We start from the raw sequence: 19291 nt of genomic DNA, 5'->3' as shown, positions 1-19291 counted from the left end.
TACTTAATATGACTACTAAAAAAGTACTGTGTGTTTTTGGAACACGTCCTGAGGCCATCAAAATGGCTCCTTTAGTAAATGTATTAAAAGGTAATAGTTTATTTGAAACCCGTGTGTGTGTTACGGGACAGCATCGGCAAATGTTGGATCAGGTGCTTCGGCTATTTGAGATAGAACCGGATTTTGATTTGAATTTGATGAAGTCTAGGCAAGATCTGAGTGATATAACATCAGGCGTATTACTTGGACTGAGAGATGTCTTTTCAAAGTGGACACCAGATCTCGTATTAGTGCATGGGGATACTTCTACAACCTTCGCAGCATCATTGGCGGCCTTCTATAAGAAAATTGCTGTTGGGCACATAGAGGCAGGGCTGCGTACTGGAAATATCTATTCGCCATGGCCAGAAGAAGCTAATCGAAAATTAACCAGTGTCTTGTCAAATTTTAATTTTTCCCCAACACAGGAATCAAAAGAAAATCTTATAAAAGAAGGTGTAGAACCTAATTCTATTTATGTTACAGGAAACACTGTAATCGACTCCTTGTTAAAAATCCGTGAAATGATTAATTCCAATAAGGAATTAAAAGTGGGATTTGATAATAAATTTAAATTCCTGGATGAAGGCGACCAAATTATTCTCGTCACTGGTCATAGAAGAGAAAATTTTGGTGAGGGTTTTGAGCGGATTTGTAAGGCATTGATGAGAATCGCATCTGATAATGAAAATGTGAAAATAGTCTATCCGGTGCATCTTAATCCCAATGTTCAAGAGCCCGTGAGGAGCTTCTTAGGATCAATTAAGAATATTCATTTAATAGATCCTCAAGATTATTTACCTTTTGTTTATCTGATGGATCGGTCTAGTATTATTTTAACGGATTCCGGAGGGATTCAAGAAGAGGCCCCTTCTTTGGGAAAGCCAGTGCTAGTCATGCGTGATACTACTGAGCGTCCAGAAGGAATTAAAGCAGGAACCATTAGACTGGTTGGAACAAATGCAGAAACTATTTATACGGGAGTTTCTGAGATATTAGGTGATCGTGAATTGTATAAAAAGATGAGTGCAGCTAGTAATCCATATGGTGATGGATCCGCAAGCAAAAGGATTAATGATTTTTTATCAGAACTTATTTAATGCAATGAAAAAAATATTCTATGTCATGCATGTAAATTGGGGCTGGATTAAGCAACGACCTCATTTTTTTGCAGAAGGATTGTCGAGAAAATATAATATTAATTTATTTCATCCTATTATTTACAAAAAGAAGTTAAAGTCAGGGCATGTTTTACCTGGTTTTAATTCAAATGTTTTCTTCAAGCTTCCTGATCGTTTTATATCTAAGTATGGCATTTTTTATATTTTAAACTGCTTTATTGTTAATTTTCAAATATCTTTTAGAATGTTGTGGGAAAGGCCAGATATTTTATGGCTAACTCATCCAGTTTTCTCGGGGGTTTTGCGATTTAAACCAAGTAATACTAAAATAATTTATGATTGCATGGATGATCATCAGCTTTTTTGGAAAAAAGAAAATAAAAAAATGATAAGCGATGAAAGAAATCTGATAGCCCAGTCAGATATTTTATTTTTTTCTAGTGAAACTCTAATGAGGAGAAAAATTCTTCCTTCTGAGATAAATAAGAGTTTTGTTGTTAACAATGGATGCGCCAAGTATTTTGTAGATTCTTTGAGCTCCGATAATGAATTAAGTGAAGTGGAGTCAGGGAAGTTTGTTATTGGTTATTTTGGGGCAATCGCCGAGTGGTTTGACTGGGATGCTATACATGAAATTTTGAGAAAATTTGATAACGTTTATTTTAAATTGGCTGGTCCGTGTGAGAAAGAAATGCCCACAAATAGCCGTATTGAATACTGTGGGGTATTGAGGCATGAGCAATTGAAGAAATTTTCTGATGATTGTGATGCTCTAATAATGCCATTCAAGGTAAATTCTTTGATAGAGGCGGTTGATCCAGTCAAGCTTTATGAATATGTATCATTTCTGAAGCCGATATTAGCACCTAGATATAAAGAAACTGAAAGATTCTCTAGGTTTGTTAATTTGTATGATGATTTAAATGGATTGTTGGAAGAGGTGGATGAGTTGTTGAATAAAAATAATAGAAAATATGAAAAAAGTGATGCCTTGAAATTTATTGTTGATAATACATGGGATGTAAGAACTGATTTCATTATTTCTAGAATAAATTATGAAATTAAATAAATATTTATTTTTCGGATTATTCGCATATATTTTAATTTTTTCATCTTTTATTTTCCTTTTAAATTCATCAGATAGTGAAAGTTATATTTTTTATGGAATGACATCTGGGTCTGATGATTATAAATATTTTTTAGAGTCTGTGAGTGCATTGAGAAGTAACTTTCAAAGTTTTGAAGATATTTTGGATTATGTAAAAGTATATTCCGGACATGCAGTTGCATATCCATTAATACTGTACTCGGCGTTTTATATTTTTGGAGAAAATGTTAATGTTGCATTGATATTGAATGCAGTGGTTTTATATTTTTGTTTTGTATTATTGTATAAATATATAGGTAATATAGAAAAATTAAAAGATAGTTTATTTTTGCTTATTTTAATTCTGACGCCTGGGGTTTATTATGTGGCCCTTCATATGTATAAGGATACATTCCTTTTTTTTGTGACTTTAATTTCTATTTTTTTTATTGAAAAAGGACGAATGGCTTTTGGCGTCTGGTTTGCAATGATTAGCCATTTTCTGAGGCCATACAATTTTCTAATTATTATTTTATTAAAAATAATAAAAAAATATCCTTTGTTAATGGCATTAATGTTTTTTTTGGGTATTTTTCTTGTTTTTAACAATAGTTATTTGAATGATAAGGTTCTTTCATCTATAGAGGATTTAAATAAGATTGCATTAGATGATTTGCAATCTTATGGATCAAGCTACACTCCAAGTGGAATAATTTTACTGGATTACTTCATTGGTTTAATTAGATTCTTCTTCCTTCCATTTCCATTTAGAATTAATTGGGATTATAATGAGAGACCATTAATTTTATTGTTTTTGGAATTCTATCAATCGATACTAAATTATATTGCTTTTATATTTGTTTTATTGAGATTTGATATTTTTCTAAAGACGATAAAAAAATACTATCTATTATTTTGTTACACCTTTTTTCAAGCATCAGTATATTCGGTGATTTTTTTTGGAAACTCTCAGCCTAGATATAGAGTTTATTTGTTTTCATGTGTGACTATTTTTTTGCTGGAAGTTTTAGGTGCATATTTAAATAGAAAAAAATATTGATATTATATATTTCCCTATTTATAAGTAAATTTATTATTAAATCATGCAAACCTATACAAAGGTTGGGAGTGCTAATGAAAATGTGTCCGATGGTATTCGGACTTTCAGTACTTGGTTTGGAGGCCGGTGGCGAGAGATGTATTGTCCCGGCAAAACTTGTATAGGTTAGACATGCTAATGCATAAGCTCAGCGGGTGTTCTCATATCCAGTGCCTGGTGCGGGCGCCGGTGGTTGCGACGTCCTCCTGTTTTCAGTAGCACTGGGCTTTTGAGTCCAGTGATTAATTAACGGGTTTTGCATCAGCCTTTGGGTATGAGCCACCGGGTTGGTCCGCCGAGGGACTTCTGTATTGACCCAGCAGAACCTGCACAGGTCAGGCCGCTAATGCAAATGCCTCAGCGGGTGCTCTCATGTTCAGCGCCTGTGCGGGCGCCGGTGGTTGTAGAAGTGGATCCCTTCTCCAATCAGACGACTGGCATGCTGCAGCGATTCGAACCGGTGCCGATGCACGCATTGCTCCTTGAGCGTATGAATCACCCGCTCGACCAAGCCATTCTGCTCGGGACTATGCGGCGTGATGAATTCCTGACGCAGGCCATAGCTTCTGACCAGCGCATTGTCCGAGCGCAGTAGGAACCGAGCAGGCACGCGCCCGAGCGTCCCGAACCGTGCGATCAGCGCCTGCTCCAGTGCTGACTCCGCCGTCTTGGATCTCCCGCTACGCGACAGGTGCCAGCCCAGCAGTTCCCGGCTGTGACAATCGATCACCAGGGCCATCGTGGTCCAGCGATCCCGTCCGGTCCAGACCCGGCACATGTCGGTGGCCCAGCGCTCATTCAGTGCCTTGGCCACCGAGGGCAGGGATTGGATCGTGGGCCTGAAGCCTACCGGGCGCTTTCGCACCTACCAGCCTTTTATCTGGAAGATGCGCTGCACCGTGTTCTTGTTGAGCCCCAGCAGATGCGCCACCGTTCGATAGCCGAAGGATGGGTTCTCCCCGATCATTGCCTTGATCCGCGACACCAATCGATCCTGCAACTTTGGCGCAGCCTTGACTGGGCGGTAGTACATGGCGCGCCTGAGCACATCAAACCAGCGGCACAGCTTGGAGATCGAGACGGTAATGCCATCGGCCTGCAGTCCCTGGCGGATCGTCTCGATCACTTCTCGTCCTCGCCCTGCAGGGACGGCTTTTTTCCTTGTGCGAAGCTCCAGAATCGCTTCAACGTAGGCCTCCTGGAGTTCCTTCAGCTAGCGCTCGTACTGCTCGCGCACGTCCTGCGGGTTGGCCTTCAGTGCATTCTTCATCCTTTTACGGTCGTCCTCCACCCAGCTCTCGATCTCCGAGAGCGCTAGGTCATAGGAGCGATTGGCCTCGGCCATGCTGGTCTTGCCCTAGATGATTTCCAGTACCAATGCCGTCTTGCGCTTCGTTGTTCAGCACTTGATCTCTTCGTTCACCAACGTATTCATGGTGTCTTCCTCTCGAAGGTAGCAACTGAGCAGGTTTAGACCGGCCATAAAGTGATGATTTATCTAAAAGCGCAATAATTCTGTTGAAGTTAGTTTCCGCAACTACCTGTACGAGGTCTTGGATCGGAATCAAAGCTAGTTGATAAATATATTTGGTTTGTATTTTATGAAATTCAATAAACTATAGAGACTACTGAATCCATATCCAATAGTAATGGAAATAATGGCTCCATTAATTCCGTGATTTGGAACTAATACCAACATTAATATAATGGATATTAATAATGAAAAAATCCACTTTTTCATTATTAATCCTCCATGGCTTATTTTATTAAAAAATGTAGACAAAGAAATATCTAGAGTATAGAAAAATAATATCCCTCCCATTCTCATGAAAATTTGTGATGCATCTTGGAATTTCGCTCCAAAAACCAAGTTGAAGATAACCTCGGAAAATAGGTAAAAGAAAAAATAGATAAGCGCATAAAAGGCGATTGAAAATTTCGTTAACTCAAGAACAGATTTTTTAATATCATTAATATTATCTTTTGTGTATACTTTGCTAGGGGCTAGTAAAACAATAAAAAGTGAAACTAGTATAAATGTGTTTTCAAGTATTTGCGATGCGGTAGAGTAAACCCCAAAATCGTAGCTTGATATTGACTCTTTTAGGAAGATCTTGTCTATTTTCTGAAGGCTAATCATGAAAATAAGACCTATGCCAAATTTCCATGACGTCTTTAAGGTCGTTAAGTACTTCTCGGATGAAAAACTAACGAGTTTAATTTTTGAATACTTTTTGAAGAAATAAAATAGAATTAAAGGGGATATGGAAAAATCTATGCAATAGATTATTATGAAAAATAATAGATTATCTTTTAATTTTTCATATGTTATTACAATAATAACTAATTTGACTGTCGAAAAAAATATTTGAATATTTGACGGTATTTTATTTTTTGAGCTTGCTTGAAACCAGTTTATGGAGATCGATAATGGCTCTTTTAATATTAAAGGAATAATTAAAGGTATTAAGAAGTATCCGTTTTTAGTGGATAATAAGTATAAAATCAATAAAATTGATGAAAATATTGAGAAAGATAATCTGACATAAAATGCAGAGCTAACTAATTCAGATAGCTGATGGGTGTTTGAGCATTCTGCGATTTTTGGAGTTAAATATTCTGACCCGCAAAAATAAGTGATGGCTAGAAATAAACTAAAAATTGATAGAGTATATTGAAATATTCCATAATTCTCAACGCTGAGTGCTCGAGCAAGAAACGCACTGCTTAATACTCCCGTGATTAATGAAAATCCTCGTTCGCTAAAAATCCAGAAAAAATTGCTTATATATTTCGGGATTGCAAATTTATTCTGCATTTTATCTTAGCGTCTTGTAGAGAATTTTTTTTATATAATTTGGAGAAAGTCGTATAATGGATCTTGTAATTATGTTAAATAAAAGCTCGAGTTTGTTTATAAATCCTATTTTTTCAAAATAAATAAATATTTTCACTTCTCCTTTTAAAAACTTATATCCTCGACGTTGGGTTATTGCATCGCCGGCTCTCATCTTTAATAAAACTTTAGGAATATTTTTAAAAATCTCACCTTTATTTAGAAGGGTTCCCCATAGTGCATAGTCTTCAGGGTAAATTTCTGGATACCCTCCATATGCTTCAATTTTTGATTTTCTGAAAATGGCGCATGGATGATTTATAGGAGATCTAGTCTTAGCGAATTTTATGATCTCAAGATGCGAATATGGAAGCGTTCTAGTTCCTATTAGGCTGCTTAGAGTGTTGTCCCATTCTTCAATAAATGCGCTACTAACAGTGACCTCAGGATTCTGAGTCATTAGTTTAACTTGCTCTTCAAATCGTTCTGGTAATGCGATGTCGTCAGTATCCATTCTGGCGATCAAATCGTAATTACAAAATTTTAGGCCGCTATTTAATGCTTTAGCTAGGCCAACATTATTTTTCAACTCTACCGTTAGAAAGGATGGGCCGATCAAGCGTTTCCATTTTTCAATTACGTCTAGGATCGGTTTACCTAACTGACCATCTTGTACTAGTACTATTTGGCTAGGCTTTAATTTTTGTGCAGACCAGATACTTTGAATGGAGTTGTCTAAAAATTGTGGACTTTCCTTGGAGTAAACAGACATTAGGACGGAAAATTTTTCAGTCATGATTTATATTTCCCCATTTTATTTTTGCAGCCGTGAATAAGCCCTTTTAGCATAAAATAAACCTGTTTTAATCGAGGTGGATTAAATATAGAGAATAGAATAAAGCTTCTAATTAATCTAATGGCGTCATTCAGCTTCCAGCTAAACGGAACGAATTTCATTTTTTGCATATAGATGCCGTTTCGCATTGTGTAGTAATGGCGTAAAGGGCTATGCAAGGGAATTACAATGGAGAAGAGATGGAGACGTTCATCACCTAGGTTGTGAGTCAATGTAGTTGCAGATGTACCATATGATAAAAAGCCCAGATCTCTGGCACGAGCTCCCCATTCAATGTCAACATATTCTAGAAATAACTCTTCATTGTAGAACCCCACTTCTAGCACTGCTTTTCTATTCATTAAGGTTCCGGAGCTGAGAAGCGAAAAACACTCAACTGTTGTATTTTCTTTAGTTAGAAAAACTCTTCTTTTTTTAAATTTTCCATACTGGAAGAATGGAATTCTATTGCCTGTTGCTTCATCTACTAAAATAGGTCCTATTGCCGCAATTTGTTTTCCTAACCTTTTAAGGTTCTCTTCTTCCTTTAGTAAAGATTCTAAATAGTCGTCTTGTATAAGGCTGTCTTGATCAAAAACGGCTATATGAGATGCATTTTGATTAAGGGCCCAATGTATCCCGATGTTTTGTGCTTTTCCGATGCCTAAATTATCATCATTTAAAAAAAATTTAATTTTGGAAGATTTTTTTTCTAGGCTTTCTACAAAAAATTTATCTTTCGAAGAGTTATCAACAATAATTACTTTATTAAATTGTTGATCTAATTTCTCTATAAATTTTGTTAGATGATCTAAATCTGGATTAAAGGTGACAACTATACAAAAAGTGTTATTCATTTTATTTTTTTGGGATCCAGCGGAAATAGGCCAGCTTGCTGTAGAACGCCAGATAGCAAATCACGCTAATGAAAAAGCAACTGGCCGTCAGCCATTTGTTTTGGTAGGTTAATACCGCCATCAGGCAGGGAACGGCCGCATACATCCAGAGGAAGGGTGAAGTCAAGCCATTCTGGATAGGTTTGGAAAAGCTGGAGAATGCTTTCTTGGCCCAGCGTTTGTTGGCCAGCATATGCAGATGCACGCCATCGGGCTGGCTGGGGTGGTAGCCTTCTCGAATCGTCTTTCTGACAAAACTGAATCCGACCTCAATAATCGGGTAGGAGCAGATCAACAGACTGGTCCAGGGTGAAACAGAGGTGTTGCGCTCGGGTAGGAGAACTGAAATCCATGCCAGCATGAAACCCAGAAAATAGGCGCCGCCGTCACCCAGGAAGATTTTTCCTGCCGGCCAATTCACTAAAAAAAATCCCATGACGGCACCTGCAATAATGAGGCAGGTGAAGGCTAGTGGGATATCTCCCACTTGGCGTGCGATAAATCCAAAGGCAGCAAGCATGATAATGGCTGTACCCGCCGTTAGGCCATTGAAGCCATCGATGATATTGATGGCGTTGGCAACGCCGCCGACAGCAAAGGCGGTGAATATGACGGAAATCAGAGTAAAGCTCAAAAGCCAGTCTATCCCCCAGATATCCACATGTGTCAGTGATGTGCCTGTAATACCCCAGCCCAGCACACCGGAAGCCATGGTGGCGAGCAGGCGCACCTTGACGGAGACTTTTTTTGTGATGTCTTCCATGAGGCCGAAAACAAAGGCTGGTATGCCTGCAAGCAATATGGCACTGAGAATGGCGCGTTTTTCTGCTGCAGCGATGCCGTGGCTGGATACTGCATAGCCTACGAATACTCCAATGGCAATCGCAATACCGCCGATTCGAGGTGTGGGATTGGTATGGAATTTTTGCAGGCCATCAGTGGTATCCATGGACAAGCTGCCATGCCATTTCTTTGTGGTAACCAATAGCAGGCAGGTAATAAAGGAGGCCAAGCCCGCAAGAAACGCGTCATACCTGAATAACTCTTGAACAGAGAAAATAATCGAATTCATGGAGTGAGTGGACGTGGAATTGTTTTATATCGTGGGAGGCTGACTCGGGGAAGTTGGCATCTTGCTCGTCTCCAAGAGCATTTGCGGCACAATGCAGCCCATCTGACTTGAACATTGTCCCACGGGACAGAGCCTTGATCTATGACCACCATTGACCCCACCACCCAGATCGCCCCCCGCGACAAAGCCGAAATCCTCGCGCAAGCGCTGCCCTACATCCGCAAGTTCCATGGCAAGACCATGGTCATCAAGTATGGCGGCAATGCCATGACCGATCCTGCCCTGCAGGCGGACTTTGCGGAAGATGTGGTGTTGCTCAAGCTGGTGGGGATTAACCCTGTGGTGGTTCATGGTGGTGGGCCTCAGATTGAAGCGGCGCTGGGTCGTCTAGGCAAGAAGGGTGAATTCATTCAGGGCATGCGTGTCACGGATGAAGAGACCATGGAAGTGGTGGAGTGGGTGCTGGCCGGCGAGGTGCAGCAGGACATCGTGGGTCTGATCCATCAGGCCGGCGGCAAGGCCGTGGGCCTGACGGGGCGAGATGGTGGCTTGATTCGTGCCAAGAAGCTCAAGATGCTGGATAACAAGGATCCGAGCATCGAGCACGATGTGGGTCAGGTGGGCGATATCGTTGCCATCGACCCCAGTGTGGTGAAGGCGCTGCAGGACGATGCTTTCATTCCAGTGATCAGCCCTATCGGTTTTGGTGAGGAGAACGAAAGTTACAACATCAACGCCGACGTGGTTGCAAGCAAACTCGCAACAGTGTTGCAAGCTGAAAAGCTGGTGCTTTTAACCAACACTCCGGGCGTTCTGGACAAAGCAGGCAATCTGCTGACGGATCTGACGGCGCGCGAGATTGATGCGCTGTTTGCCGACGGTACGATTTCCGGCGGCATGCTGCCCAAGATTTCGGGCGCTCTGGACGCTGCCAAGGCGGGTGTGAATGCGGTGCACATCATCGATGGACGCGTGCCGCATTCCATGCTGCTGGAAATTTTGACGGACCAGGCGTATGGCACGATGATTCGCAGCCATTGATGAGCCTGTCTGGCCCTGACATGTGGTTGCTCTTCTCGAGTGACTTTTCACATATGGCGTTAACATCGCCGCAGGGCTTTCCCGGGTGGAGTCGCGCTCAGGACTCCGCTGCAAGCCGCCTTTGGGCGGCTTTTGTTTTTGAGCGAGGTAGGACTTTATGCGTTTGCTTCTGGTGGAAGATGATGTGATGGTGGCCAGCGGTATCAAGCTGGGTCTTTCCGATGCCGGTTATGCCGTGGACTGGGTGGGCAGTGCCGAGCGTGCACTGGAAGTGCTGGCCCAGGAAGCGTTCGATGTGGCGGTGATCGATATCGGCCTGCCGGGCATCAACGGCCTGGAGCTGACGCGTCGCCTGCGCAGCAGCGATGTGGAAAGCAAGGCCATGCCGGTGTTGATCCTCACGGCGCGCGATGCGCTGCAGGACCGGGTGCAAGGCCTGGACTGGGGTGCCGACGACTATATGGTCAAGCCTTTCGAGCTGCCCGAGTTGCTGGCGCGCCTGCGTGCGCTGATGCGCCGCTCCCAGGCAGCCACTTCTGCTGTCCTGAACTTTGGCTGTATCGAACTGGATACGGCTGGCCGCCGCGCCGGCGCACGCCAGCTGCCGCAGGAAGGCGAAACTGAAGGCAAGCTGCTGCCCATCGATCTGGGGCCACGTGAATGGACGGTGCTGGAGTATCTTTTGCTCAATGCCCCCAAGCCCGCCAGCAAAGAAAAGCTGCTGCAGGCCCTGACCGGTTGGGACCGTGAAATCACGCCAAATGCCGTGGAAGTTTATGTGTCCCGCCTGCGCAGCAAACTGGAGCCGCATGGCGTGGCCCTGCGCTCCATTCGCGGTTTCGGTTATCGGCTGGAGTTGATGCCTGAATCTGTTTGATTCTCTATTTGATAGCTGTCAGCGATTGATTGATATGGAATTCAGTTATTTATATATCTGAATCGGTTATTAATGAAGCGCTTGCAGCTATGAAAATTGAATACTCCGAGTTCTCATTCAATAAACATTAATGACCGCCAATCTGCGTTTTCGGCTGCTGGTTCTGCTTTTGGTGCCGCTGATGCTGTTGGCGGCCATGGGTGGCTGGTTCAGCTACAGCGCCGCCGATGAGGCCTCCACCCAGCATGACCAGCGTTTGTTGCGCTTGCTGCCGGCCCTGGCCGATTCGGTGCTCGCGCCCTCGATTGCGGACGGCACGCCGCCGCTGGTGTCGCTGACGCCAAGCGTCGAAGACTTTTTGCGCAATCAGGGCGATGAAGCAGGCTATGCCGTGGGCGATCTGCAGGGCAATGTGGTGGCAGGCGATACCTGGATCAACTTCGATGTGCCGGCGACTGGCACGGCGGAATTCCATAGCCAGGAGCACGACGGTGTGACCTATCGCGTTGCCGTGCTCAAGGCCGAAACCTATGGCGCCGGCGAGATGGTCGTCATGCTGGCCGACAGCAGCGATGTGCGCCAGCAATGGGTGCGCCAGTTGCTGATGCATGTGCTGCTGCCCAATCTGCTGCTGATTGCGGGCGCGGCCGTGGCCATTTACTGGTCGGTGAGCCGGGCCTTCAAGCCGCTGCACAAGCTGACCCAGGCGGTGGAGCGCCGCTCGCCACGCGATCTGAGCCCGATTGACGAGCAGACCTCACCAGCCGAGGTCCGCCCGCTGGTGCGCTCGCTCAATCGCCTGTTCTCCCTGGTCAATGCACAGGCCGAAGGCCAGCGCCGTTTCGTCGCCGATGCGGCCCACCAGCTGCGCACGCCACTGGCGGCCTTGCAGACACAGGTGGAGGCCTGGGCCCTGAGCGGACAGGAGGCCAGGCGCCTAGCCAAGCGTACGGGCGAGCAGGCACAGGTCGTGCTCACGGTGGAGCAGATCGAGCAGTTGCGCGATGCAACCCGGCGCACCTCCCAGCTGGCGCGTCAGCTGCTGGCTCTGTCGCGTGCCGATGCGCGCAATGCCGAGGTGCAGCCGCTGCAGGAGGTGGACCTCAAGGAACTTTGCGAGAGCATGCTCGAGACCTTTATCGACCGTGCCTCGATCAAGCATCTGGACTTTGGCCTTGAGGTCGAGCCTGCATCGGTCTGGGGCCATAGCTGGTTGCTGCGCGAACTGGTTTCCAACCTGGTGGAAAACGCCATCAAGTACACGCCTAGGGGCGGCAGCGTCACCCTGCGCTGCGGTCTGCGTCCCCGGCCCGTGGGCACGGACGACGCCACCTTGCTGCAGATGGCGGGTGTGCAGCAATGGGCTTTTGTCGAGGTTGATGATGACGGGCCCGGCGTGCCTGAGGAAGAGCGCAGCCAGATTACCCAGCGTTTCTATCGCGCCCAGGGGGTGATTGAAGAAGGAACCGGTCTGGGCCTGGCAATTGCCGACGAAATAACGCAATTGCATCAAGGTGTACTGAGTTTTGCAGATGGAAGTTTCGGTAAAGGCTTATTAGTAAGACTTGAAATTCCGGTTCAATCAGTTTCAGAAGGCAGTCATGAGGTATCTGAAGCTCTCAAAGGTTAATTTCTCGGTTACGCTTGCGTGTTGGTGAGAGCGGGGGTGAAAGTTGGGGTGGAGACCGCAAGCCTGCTGTTTATTAAGGTTGGTTTGACGCACCTGACGCCTGCCGGTAAGGATAGTCGTGTGCTTAACAGTGCAACTGGCTGTGAGAAAATTGCTAATAAATACTGAGTCGCCTATGTCTGAGTCTGAAGTCCTGTCGCCTGTTTCCAATATTGAAAATCCCGCGGAGGACAGTCCTGCCGCTCCCGCCATGGCTCCTGCGCGCAAGCGTCCCAAGCCCGGCGAACGCCGCGAGCAAATCCTGCAGGCATTGGCCTCCATGCTGGAAAAGCCGGGTGCCGACCGCATTACCACGGCGGCCCTGGCCGCCCATTTGAGCGTGAGCGAAGCGGCCCTCTACCGTCACTTCGCCAGCAAGGCCCAGATGTTCGAAGGCCTGATCGAGTTCATCGAGCAGTCCGTCTTCACGCTGGTGCAGCAGATCGTGGGCCGTGATGTGCCCGACGCTGCGCATGACCCGGTCACTAGCGTGCGCAATGCCAATCGCGTGGTGGCATTGCTGCTGCAGTTTGGCGAAAAGAATCCCGGCATGGTGCGCGTGATGGTCGGCGACGCCATTGTTTTCGAGCACGAGCGTCTGCAGACCCGCATGAACCAGTTCTTTGACCGAATCGAGTCCACCTTGCGTCAATGCCTGCGTCCTGCCGCCGGTGCCATGGGCTCTGCTGCACCGACGGCCGAAGCATCGGTCGCTGCCAGTGTGCTGACCTCGTTTGCGCTGGGACGTCTGCAGCGCTATGCCCGCTCGGGCTTCCGCCGCCTGCCCACCGAACACCTGGATGCCAGCCTGGCCATGATGGTCGTGGTCTGAGTCGCTCCTCAGGCACTCTTTCAGGAACGCCGCAGTCTCAGGACTGGCGGCGTTTTTTGTGGTCGGCTGCCGGGAGAAACCAGGGCAGGAAAGGCTAAGTATTTACCCTTGATGGATTCAAAATCGGCCGGAAACTGTGCAAAATAGAACGAACGTTCGTTTTATTGAGAGTTTCATGGCCTCGTCTCCCGTTTCCCGTTCTTCAACTTCGCCCGCTGGTCGGGATACGGCGCATCTGGCTGGCCGCAGGGGGGCCGCGAGCAGTAAGACCAGCGCAAAGTCTCGCAAGCTGCACGCCGAGGCGCAAGCTGCGGTTAGCCCCAGTAGGGCCGTAGAGGGGGCTGCCACCAAGTCCGCGGGCCGATCGCTCGCAAAAGGTCAGCAAACCAAGGCCACGATTGTCGAGGCAGCGCTCAATCTGGCCACCCATATCGGGCTGGAAGGCCTGTCCATTGGCGCGATTGCCGAACTCACGGGCATGAGCAAGTCGGGTGTGTTTGCCCATTTCGGCTCGCGTGAGGAATTGCAGATTTCCGTGGTGCACGAGTACCACGACCGTTTCGAGCAGGAAGTCTTCTACCCCGCCATCGAGGCGCCGCGCGGCATTCCGCGTCTGCGCGCGCTGTTTGGCAACTGGATGAAGCGCACCTCCATAGAGATCGATTCCGGCTGCATCTATATCAGCGGAGCAGTGGAGTTCGACGATCGCACGGGCCCGGTGCGCGATGCGCTGGCCGAGTCCGTCGGCACCTGGCTGGCTGCCATGCGCCGCACCATTGTGCAAAGCCAGGAATGCGGCGATCTGCGTGCCGATGCCGATGCCAGCCAGTTGCTATTTGAAATTCACGGCCTGATTCTTGCCCTGCATTACGAGGCGCGCTTTCTGCATAGCGAGGGCTCGATAGAGCGGGCTCATGCAGGCTTCAACAACATTCTGGCGCGCTATGCCAGCGAGCCGCCAGCCGCCTGACGCCATTCACAACCCGCGTCAGTTCCAACCCCAAAAAAGCAAACCGTTCAACGCGCAACCATCACAGGAGACGACAAATGCCCAGCTACAACCCGCCACTGCGTGACATGCAATTCCTCATGCACGAGGTCTTCAAGGTCACCGAGACCTATCAGCAGATTCCCAAGTACGCGGAGGTCGATGCCGACACCATCAACGCGGTGGTCGAAGAGGCGGGCAAATTTGCGGCCAATGTCACCTTTCCCTTGAATATCTCCGGCGATGAAGAGGGCTGCACGTTGAACAAGGAGACCCATGAGGTCACCACGCCCAAGGGTTTCAAGCAGGCGTATGCGCAGTTCATCGAAGGTGGCTGGCCTGCTCTGTCCTGCGATCCGGAGTATGGCGGCCAGGGCTTGCCCTTCGTGCTCAATTCGGCGCTGTATGAAATGCTCAACAGCGCCAATCAGGCCTGGACCATGTATCCCGGTTTGTCGCATGGCGCGTATGAGGCCCTGCATGCTTACGGCACGCCGGAGCAGAAGAAGACCTATCTGGGCAAGCTGACCAGCGGCGAGTGGACCGGCACCATGTGCCTGACCGAGCCGCACTGCGGCACTGACCTGGGCCTGCTGCGCACCAAGGCCGAGCCGCTGGCGGACGGCAGCTATCGTGTCACCGGCAACAAGATCTTCATCTCGGCCGGCGAGCACGACTTCACCAGCAACATCGTGCACCTGGTGCTGGCGCGTCTGCCCGATGCGCCTGTCGGCTCCAAGGGCATCAGCCTGTTCGTCGTGCCCAAGTTCAAGGTGAAGGCCGATGGTTCGCTGGGCGAGCGCAACCCGATTTTCTGCGGTGCGCTGGAGCACAAGATGGGCATTCACGGCAATGCCACGGCCCAGATCAATATCGACGGCGCCATCGGCACCTTGGTGGGCGAGCCCAACAAGGGTCTGCAAGCCATGTTCGTGATGATGAACGCGGCCCGTCTGGGCGTGGGCAACCAGTCGCTGGGGCTGACCGAAGTGGCCTACCAGAATGCGCTGGCCTATGCCAAGGACCGCTTGCAGATGCGCAGCCTGTCGGGCGTGAAGGCCAAGGACAAGCCGGCCGACCCCATCATCGTCCATCCCGATGTGCGCCGCATGCTGCTCACGGCCAAGGCCTATGCCGAAGGCGGCCGCGCGTTGTCCACCTTCTGCGGCCTGCTGCTGGACAAGGAGCTGCACCACCCGGACGAGAAGGTGCGCAAGGACAGCGGCGAGCTGGTGGCGCTGCTGACGCCCATCGTCAAGGCCTTCATCACCGACAACGGCTGGACGGCGACAACCCTGAGCCAGCAGGTCTTCGGCGGCCACGGCTTCATCAAGGAATGGGGCATGGAGCAGTTTGTGCGCGATGCGCGCATCAACATGATCTATGAAGGCACGAACGGCATCCAGGCGCTGGATCTGCTGGGCCGCAAGATCCTGGGCAACCAGGGCGCGACGCTCAAGAAGTTCGGCAAGCTGATCGCCCAGTTGGTGGAGGAAGAGGGCGTCAACGAGAAGATGAGTGAGTTCATCACGCCCATTGCCATGCTGGGCGAGCAGATGACCAAGTTCACCACCGAGATCGGCTTCAAGGGCATGCAAAACCCCGATGAAGTCGGCGCCGCCGCCGTGGACTATCTGCGTGTGGCCGGTCATCTGGTCTTCGGCTACCTGTTTGCCCGCATGGCACAGGTGGCGCTGCGCGAGATCGCAGCCGGCAATGCCGATCCCTTCTACCAGGGCAAGCTGCAGACCGCGCGCTTTTACTTCGCCAAGCTGTTCCCCGAGACGGCGACGCTGATGCGCACTGCTCGCGCCGGCAGCCAGTCGCTGATGGACAGCGACGCGGCCCTGGCCTGATGTTTCGCAGGCGCATGCTGTGATGCTATTTAAAGAGTAGCTGTATGCGCCTATTCATCCCTTGTTTTGAATATAAAGGACTTGGAAATGAAAAAAATCAAAGCGGTGGCAGCTCTGGTATTGATAGCGGGCAGCATGTCCGCCGCTTGGGCGCAGATGTCGCCCGTGGGCACCTGGCGCAGCATGGATGAAAAGGAAAACACGCCCAAGGCGCAGGTGAAGATCACCGAGGCCGGCGGCGTGGTCACGGGCAAGGTCGAGGCCCTGCTGCGCAAGGGTGCGGACCCGAATGCGCTGTGCACCGAGTGCAAGGACGAGCTCAAGGACAAGCCCGTGGTGGGCATGACGCTGATCAGCGGTGTCAAAAAGGTCGAGGGCAAGGAGGTCTGGGAGGGCGGCAAGATTCTCGATCCCGAAAACGGCAAGACCTATACCGTGCGCCTGACGCCCGTCGACGACGGCCAGAAGCTGGAGGTGCGCGGCTCCATCGGTCCTTTCTGGCGTACCCAGACCTGGATCCGCGTTCAGTAAATCTCAAGACAGAAAACAGCCAGCGCCTCAGTCCCATGCTTTGTCCGTGGCAAGGCCGCTGGCCCTTAATGGAACATTGCTCATGTCCCGATTCAATGTGAAAAAAGTCGCCGTGCTGGGCGCGGGCGTGATGGGTGCGCAGATCGCCGCCCATCTGGTCAACGTCAAGGTGCCGGTCATTTTGTTTGACCTGCCGGCCAAGGAAGGCCCCAAGAGCGGCATTGCAGAGCGTGCCATTGCCAATCTGAAGAAGCTCAAGCCTTCGCCTATCGGTGTGGCCGATGATGTGGAGCTGATCCAGGCGGCCAACTACGAAGAGCATATGAAGCTGCTCAAGGGCTGCGATCTGGTGATCGAGGCCATTGCCGAGCGCATGGACTGGAAGCTGGATCTGTATCACAAGATCGCTCCCTTCGTCGCCAAGCACGCGCTGCTGGCGTCCAACACTTCGGGCCTGTCGATCACCAAGCTGTCCGAGGCCTTGCCCGACGCCATCAAGCCGCGCTTTTGCGGCATCCACTTCTTCAACCCGCCGCGCTATATGCAGCTGGTGGAGCTGATCAACACGCCCACCACGCAGGCCGAGGTGCTGGATCAGCTCGAAGCCTTTGTCACCAGCACGCTGGGCAAGGGTGTGGTGCGCGCGCATGACACGCCCAACTTCATCGCCAACCGTATCGGCATCGCCGGCATGCTGTCCACGATGAAGGAGGTCGAGAACTTCGGTCTGTCCTTTGACGTGGTGGACGACCTCACGGGCAAGAAGCTGGGCCGAGCCTCCTCGGGCACCTTCCGCACTGCCGACGTGGTGGGCCTGGACACCATGGCCCATGTCGTCAAGACCCTGCAGGACAATCTGAGCCTGGAGACCGACCCCTTCTACGGCAGCTTCGGCACGCCGCCCGTGCTGGCCAAGCTGATCGAGCTGGGCAACCTGGGCCAGAAGACCAAGAAGGGCTTCTACAAAAAGGTCGGCCGTGACATCTTCCAGTTCGAGCTCGACAGCGAGGACTACATTCCCGCAGGCGGCAAGGCCGACGAGGTCTACGGCCGCATGCTCAAGAAGCCCGCTGCAGAGCGCCTCAAGCTGCTGCGCAATGCCGAGGGGAAGGAGGGCCAGTTCCTCTGGGCCATTTTGCGCAACAGCTTCCACTACGCCGCCGTGCACCTGCAATCCATTGCCGATTGCGCACGCGATGTAGACCAGGCCATGCGCTGGGGCTTCGGCATGAAGCAGGGCCCGTTCGAGCTGTGGCAGGAAGCCGGCTGGCTGGAGGTGGCCAAGATGGTGCAAGAGGACATCGACGCCGGCAAGGCGCTGTGCAAGGCGCCGCTGCCTCAATGGGTTTTCGAAGGTCCGGTGGCTGAGGCCGGCGGAGTACACACGGGCAATGGCTCGTGGAGCCCCGCGAAGAACCAATTCGTGCCGCGCCGTGTGCTGCCCGTGTACGAGCGTCAGCTGTTCCCTGAGAAACTGCTCGGAGAAACCGATCTGCCCGACTGGCAGACGGCTGGCACGACGATTGCCGAAACCAGGGCTCTGCGTACCTGGACGCTGGACGAGGATGAAAGCTCCTCCGGTAAGCGGGTCTTGATTGCCAGCATCAAGAACAAGATGCATGCCATCAGCCCCGAAGTCATGGAAGGCCTGATGGAGGCGGTGGATACGGCTGAGAGCGACTTTGACGCCATGGTCATCTGGTCCGGCGATGCGCCCTTCAGCGTGGGCGCCGACCTGGAGGCCACCATGCCTGCCTTTGTGATCGGTGGTGCCGACGCCATCGAGAGCATCGAGCAGGAGCTGCAGAACCTGATGCTGCGCCTGCGTTATGCACAGGTGCCCGTGGTGTCTGCCATTCACGGGCTGGCGCTGGGGGGCGGCTGCGAGATGGCGGTGTATTCGGCGCGCCGCGTGGCCCATATGGAAAGCTATATCGGTCTGGTGGAAGTCGGCGTGGGCCTGGTGCCCGGTGCCGGTGGCTTGACTTATATCGCGCGCCGCGCTGCCGAAAATGCAGCCACCAGCACCGGCAAGGATTTGCTGCCCTTCCTGACCGAAGGCTTCACGGCTGCCGCCATGGCCAAGGTGGGCACCAGCGCGCTGGAGTCGCGCAAGCTCGGCTATCTGCTGGACAGCGACATCGTCGTGGCCCACAAGGACGAGGTGCTGTTTGTCGCCATCAACGAGGCCAAGGCCATGGCAGCCAGCGGCTGGCGTGCGCCGCACAAGCGCAGCTTCCCCGTGGCGGGCCGCAGCGGCCAGGCCACGATCAAGGGCTCGCTGGTCAATATGCGCGACGGCGGCTTCATCAGCGAGTTCGACCAGCATATTGCGGGCCTGATCGCCAATGTGGTCTGCGGCGGCGATGTCGATGCCGGCACGCTGGTGGATGAGGCCTATCTGATGCAACTGGAGCGCAAGGCCTTCTGTCATCTGATTGCCCACCCCAAGACCCATGAACGCATTCTCGGAATGCTCAACACTGGCAAACCGGTACGCAACTAAGGCGAA

The 19291-nt window shown here is 50.3% G+C and carries 17 protein-coding genes and 1 pseudogene; 11 read left to right on the top strand and 7 right to left on the bottom strand.

Annotated features, from left to right (window positions below):
- Positions 1 to 8 precede the first annotated feature (8 nt).
- The 3 genes from wecB to AAIL67_RS10720 are packed head-to-tail and all read left to right on the top strand — an operon-like array spanning position 9 to position 3307.
- Positions 9 to 1139 carry a UDP-N-acetylglucosamine 2-epimerase (non-hydrolyzing) gene (gene wecB, locus AAIL67_RS10730; RefSeq protein WP_343483992.1) on the top strand — a complete coding sequence of 377 codons (1131 nt, stop codon included), beginning with the start codon at positions 9 to 11 and terminating at the stop codon, positions 1137 to 1139.
- Positions 1090 to 2229, top strand: a complete 1140-nt coding sequence (locus tag AAIL67_RS10725) for a hypothetical protein (protein WP_224648974.1) — start codon at positions 1090 to 1092, stop codon at positions 2227 to 2229. The genes wecB and AAIL67_RS10725 overlap by 50 nt, the downstream gene beginning before the upstream one ends.
- Positions 2216 to 3307, top strand: a complete 1092-nt coding sequence (locus AAIL67_RS10720) for a hypothetical protein (RefSeq protein ID WP_343483991.1) — start codon at positions 2216 to 2218, stop codon at positions 3305 to 3307. Before AAIL67_RS10725 ends, AAIL67_RS10720 begins: the two co-directional genes overlap by 14 nt.
- A 415-nt stretch (positions 3308 to 3722) precedes the next feature.
- Here the strand turns inward: AAIL67_RS10720 and AAIL67_RS10715 are convergent, their stop codons facing one another.
- From AAIL67_RS10715 to AAIL67_RS10685, 7 genes and pseudogenes are all read right to left on the bottom strand, one after another.
- Positions 3723 to 4160 carry an integrase core domain-containing protein gene (locus AAIL67_RS10715; protein ID WP_224648972.1) on the bottom strand — a complete coding sequence of 146 codons (438 nt, stop codon included), beginning with the start codon at positions 4158 to 4160 and terminating at the stop codon, positions 3723 to 3725.
- Between the two features lie 51 nt (positions 4161 to 4211).
- Positions 4212 to 4472 carry a hypothetical protein gene (locus tag AAIL67_RS10710; RefSeq protein ID WP_224648971.1) on the bottom strand — a complete coding sequence of 87 codons (261 nt, stop codon included), beginning with the start codon at positions 4470 to 4472 and terminating at the stop codon, positions 4212 to 4214.
- A pseudogene (locus tag AAIL67_RS10705) lies at positions 4469 to 4724 on the bottom strand (DUF1153 domain-containing protein). Before AAIL67_RS10705 ends, AAIL67_RS10710 begins: the two are co-directional and overlap by 4 nt.
- Positions 4725 to 4916: 192 nt before the next feature.
- Positions 4917 to 6164 carry an oligosaccharide flippase family protein gene (locus tag AAIL67_RS10700; RefSeq protein ID WP_224648970.1) on the bottom strand — a complete coding sequence of 416 codons (1248 nt, stop codon included), beginning with the start codon at positions 6162 to 6164 and terminating at the stop codon, positions 4917 to 4919.
- A gap of 1 nt (position 6165) precedes the next feature.
- Entirely contained in the window at positions 6166 to 6978 is an 813-nt protein-coding gene (locus AAIL67_RS10695; protein ID WP_224648969.1) for a glycosyltransferase, read from the bottom strand.
- Positions 6975 to 7874: a glycosyltransferase family 2 protein gene (locus tag AAIL67_RS10690; protein ID WP_343483989.1), complete on the bottom strand. Its 900-nt coding sequence runs from the start codon at positions 7872 to 7874 to the stop codon at positions 6975 to 6977. Before AAIL67_RS10690 ends, AAIL67_RS10695 begins: the two co-directional genes overlap by 4 nt.
- A 1-nt stretch (position 7875) precedes the next feature.
- Positions 7876 to 8985 carry a glycosyltransferase gene (locus AAIL67_RS10685; RefSeq protein WP_224648967.1) on the bottom strand — a complete coding sequence of 370 codons (1110 nt, stop codon included), beginning with the start codon at positions 8983 to 8985 and terminating at the stop codon, positions 7876 to 7878.
- Between the two features lie 141 nt (positions 8986 to 9126).
- Here AAIL67_RS10685 and argB point away from each other — a divergent pair, with 141 nt between their 5' ends.
- The 8 genes from argB to AAIL67_RS10645 all read left to right on the top strand — a co-directional run bounded on the left by argB (position 9127) and on the right by AAIL67_RS10645 (position 19285).
- On the top strand, positions 9127 to 10026 hold the full coding sequence (gene argB / locus AAIL67_RS10680; RefSeq protein WP_003068053.1) for an acetylglutamate kinase: 900 nt from the start codon (positions 9127 to 9129) through the stop codon (positions 10024 to 10026).
- A gap of 157 nt (positions 10027 to 10183) precedes the next feature.
- Positions 10184 to 10903: a response regulator transcription factor gene (locus AAIL67_RS10675; RefSeq protein ID WP_003068054.1), complete on the top strand. Its 720-nt coding sequence runs from the start codon at positions 10184 to 10186 to the stop codon at positions 10901 to 10903.
- Between the two features lie 130 nt (positions 10904 to 11033).
- A complete protein-coding gene (locus tag AAIL67_RS10670; RefSeq protein WP_063663801.1) occupies positions 11034 to 12533 on the top strand; it encodes a sensor histidine kinase in 1500 nt (499 codons plus the stop codon).
- 175 nt (positions 12534 to 12708) lie between these two features.
- Positions 12709 to 13404 carry a nucleoid occlusion factor SlmA gene (gene slmA, locus AAIL67_RS10665; protein ID WP_343483987.1) on the top strand — a complete coding sequence of 232 codons (696 nt, stop codon included), beginning with the start codon at positions 12709 to 12711 and terminating at the stop codon, positions 13402 to 13404.
- Positions 13405 to 13579: 175 nt separating this feature from the next.
- A complete protein-coding gene (locus AAIL67_RS10660; RefSeq protein ID WP_156507092.1) occupies positions 13580 to 14374 on the top strand; it encodes a TetR/AcrR family transcriptional regulator in 795 nt (264 codons plus the stop codon).
- A 77-nt stretch (positions 14375 to 14451) separates the two neighbouring features.
- On the top strand, positions 14452 to 16248 hold the full coding sequence (locus tag AAIL67_RS10655; protein WP_003068058.1) for an acyl-CoA dehydrogenase C-terminal domain-containing protein: 1797 nt from the start codon (positions 14452 to 14454) through the stop codon (positions 16246 to 16248).
- Positions 16249 to 16335: 87 nt separating this feature from the next.
- Positions 16336 to 16779 carry a DUF2147 domain-containing protein gene (locus tag AAIL67_RS10650; protein ID WP_034377170.1) on the top strand — a complete coding sequence of 148 codons (444 nt, stop codon included), beginning with the start codon at positions 16336 to 16338 and terminating at the stop codon, positions 16777 to 16779.
- 82 nt (positions 16780 to 16861) lie between these two features.
- Positions 16862 to 19285, top strand: a complete 2424-nt coding sequence (locus AAIL67_RS10645; RefSeq protein WP_343483985.1) for a 3-hydroxyacyl-CoA dehydrogenase NAD-binding domain-containing protein — start codon at positions 16862 to 16864, stop codon at positions 19283 to 19285.
- Positions 19286 to 19291: the final 6 nt, after the last annotated feature.

It is taken from the genome of Comamonas sp. A7-5 (assembly GCF_039581385.1).
Lineage (GTDB): Bacteria > Pseudomonadota > Gammaproteobacteria > Burkholderiales > Burkholderiaceae_C > Comamonas > Comamonas thiooxydans.
The sequence above is the reverse complement of the archived record's forward strand: the minus strand, read 5'-3'. Positions and strand labels throughout refer to the sequence as shown.

What these genes read in the sequence shown, in the direction of transcription:
- AAIL67_RS10690 (WP_343483989.1), bottom strand. Translation starts at nt 7,874, where the DNA reads ATGAATAACACTTTTTGTATAGTTGTCACCTTTAATCCAGATTTAGAT.
- AAIL67_RS10695 (WP_224648969.1), bottom strand. Translation starts at nt 6,978, where the DNA reads ATGACTGAAAAATTTTCCGTCCTAATGTCTGTTTACTCCAAGGAAAGT.
- AAIL67_RS10645 (WP_343483985.1), top strand. Translation starts at nt 16,862, where the DNA reads ATGTCCCGATTCAATGTGAAAAAAGTCGCCGTGCTGGGCGCGGGCGTG.
- AAIL67_RS10725 (WP_224648974.1), top strand. Translation starts at nt 1,090, where the DNA reads ATGGATCCGCAAGCAAAAGGATTAATGATTTTTTATCAGAACTTATTT.
- AAIL67_RS10675 (WP_003068054.1), top strand. Translation starts at nt 10,184, where the DNA reads ATGCGTTTGCTTCTGGTGGAAGATGATGTGATGGTGGCCAGCGGTATC.
- AAIL67_RS10720 (WP_343483991.1), top strand. Translation starts at nt 2,216, where the DNA reads ATGAAATTAAATAAATATTTATTTTTCGGATTATTCGCATATATTTTA.
- AAIL67_RS10685 (WP_224648967.1), bottom strand. Translation starts at nt 8,985, where the DNA reads ATGAATTCGATTATTTTCTCTGTTCAAGAGTTATTCAGGTATGACGCG.
- AAIL67_RS10670 (WP_063663801.1), top strand. Translation starts at nt 11,034, where the DNA reads ATGACCGCCAATCTGCGTTTTCGGCTGCTGGTTCTGCTTTTGGTGCCG.
- AAIL67_RS10655 (WP_003068058.1), top strand. Translation starts at nt 14,452, where the DNA reads ATGCCCAGCTACAACCCGCCACTGCGTGACATGCAATTCCTCATGCAC.
- AAIL67_RS10700 (WP_224648970.1), bottom strand. Translation starts at nt 6,164, where the DNA reads ATGCAGAATAAATTTGCAATCCCGAAATATATAAGCAATTTTTTCTGG.
- AAIL67_RS10660 (WP_156507092.1), top strand. Translation starts at nt 13,580, where the DNA reads ATGGCCTCGTCTCCCGTTTCCCGTTCTTCAACTTCGCCCGCTGGTCGG.
- wecB (WP_343483992.1), top strand. Translation starts at nt 9, where the DNA reads ATGACTACTAAAAAAGTACTGTGTGTTTTTGGAACACGTCCTGAGGCC.
- slmA (WP_343483987.1), top strand. Translation starts at nt 12,709, where the DNA reads ATGTCTGAGTCTGAAGTCCTGTCGCCTGTTTCCAATATTGAAAATCCC.
- AAIL67_RS10650 (WP_034377170.1), top strand. Translation starts at nt 16,336, where the DNA reads ATGAAAAAAATCAAAGCGGTGGCAGCTCTGGTATTGATAGCGGGCAGC.
- argB (WP_003068053.1), top strand. Translation starts at nt 9,127, where the DNA reads ATGACCACCATTGACCCCACCACCCAGATCGCCCCCCGCGACAAAGCC.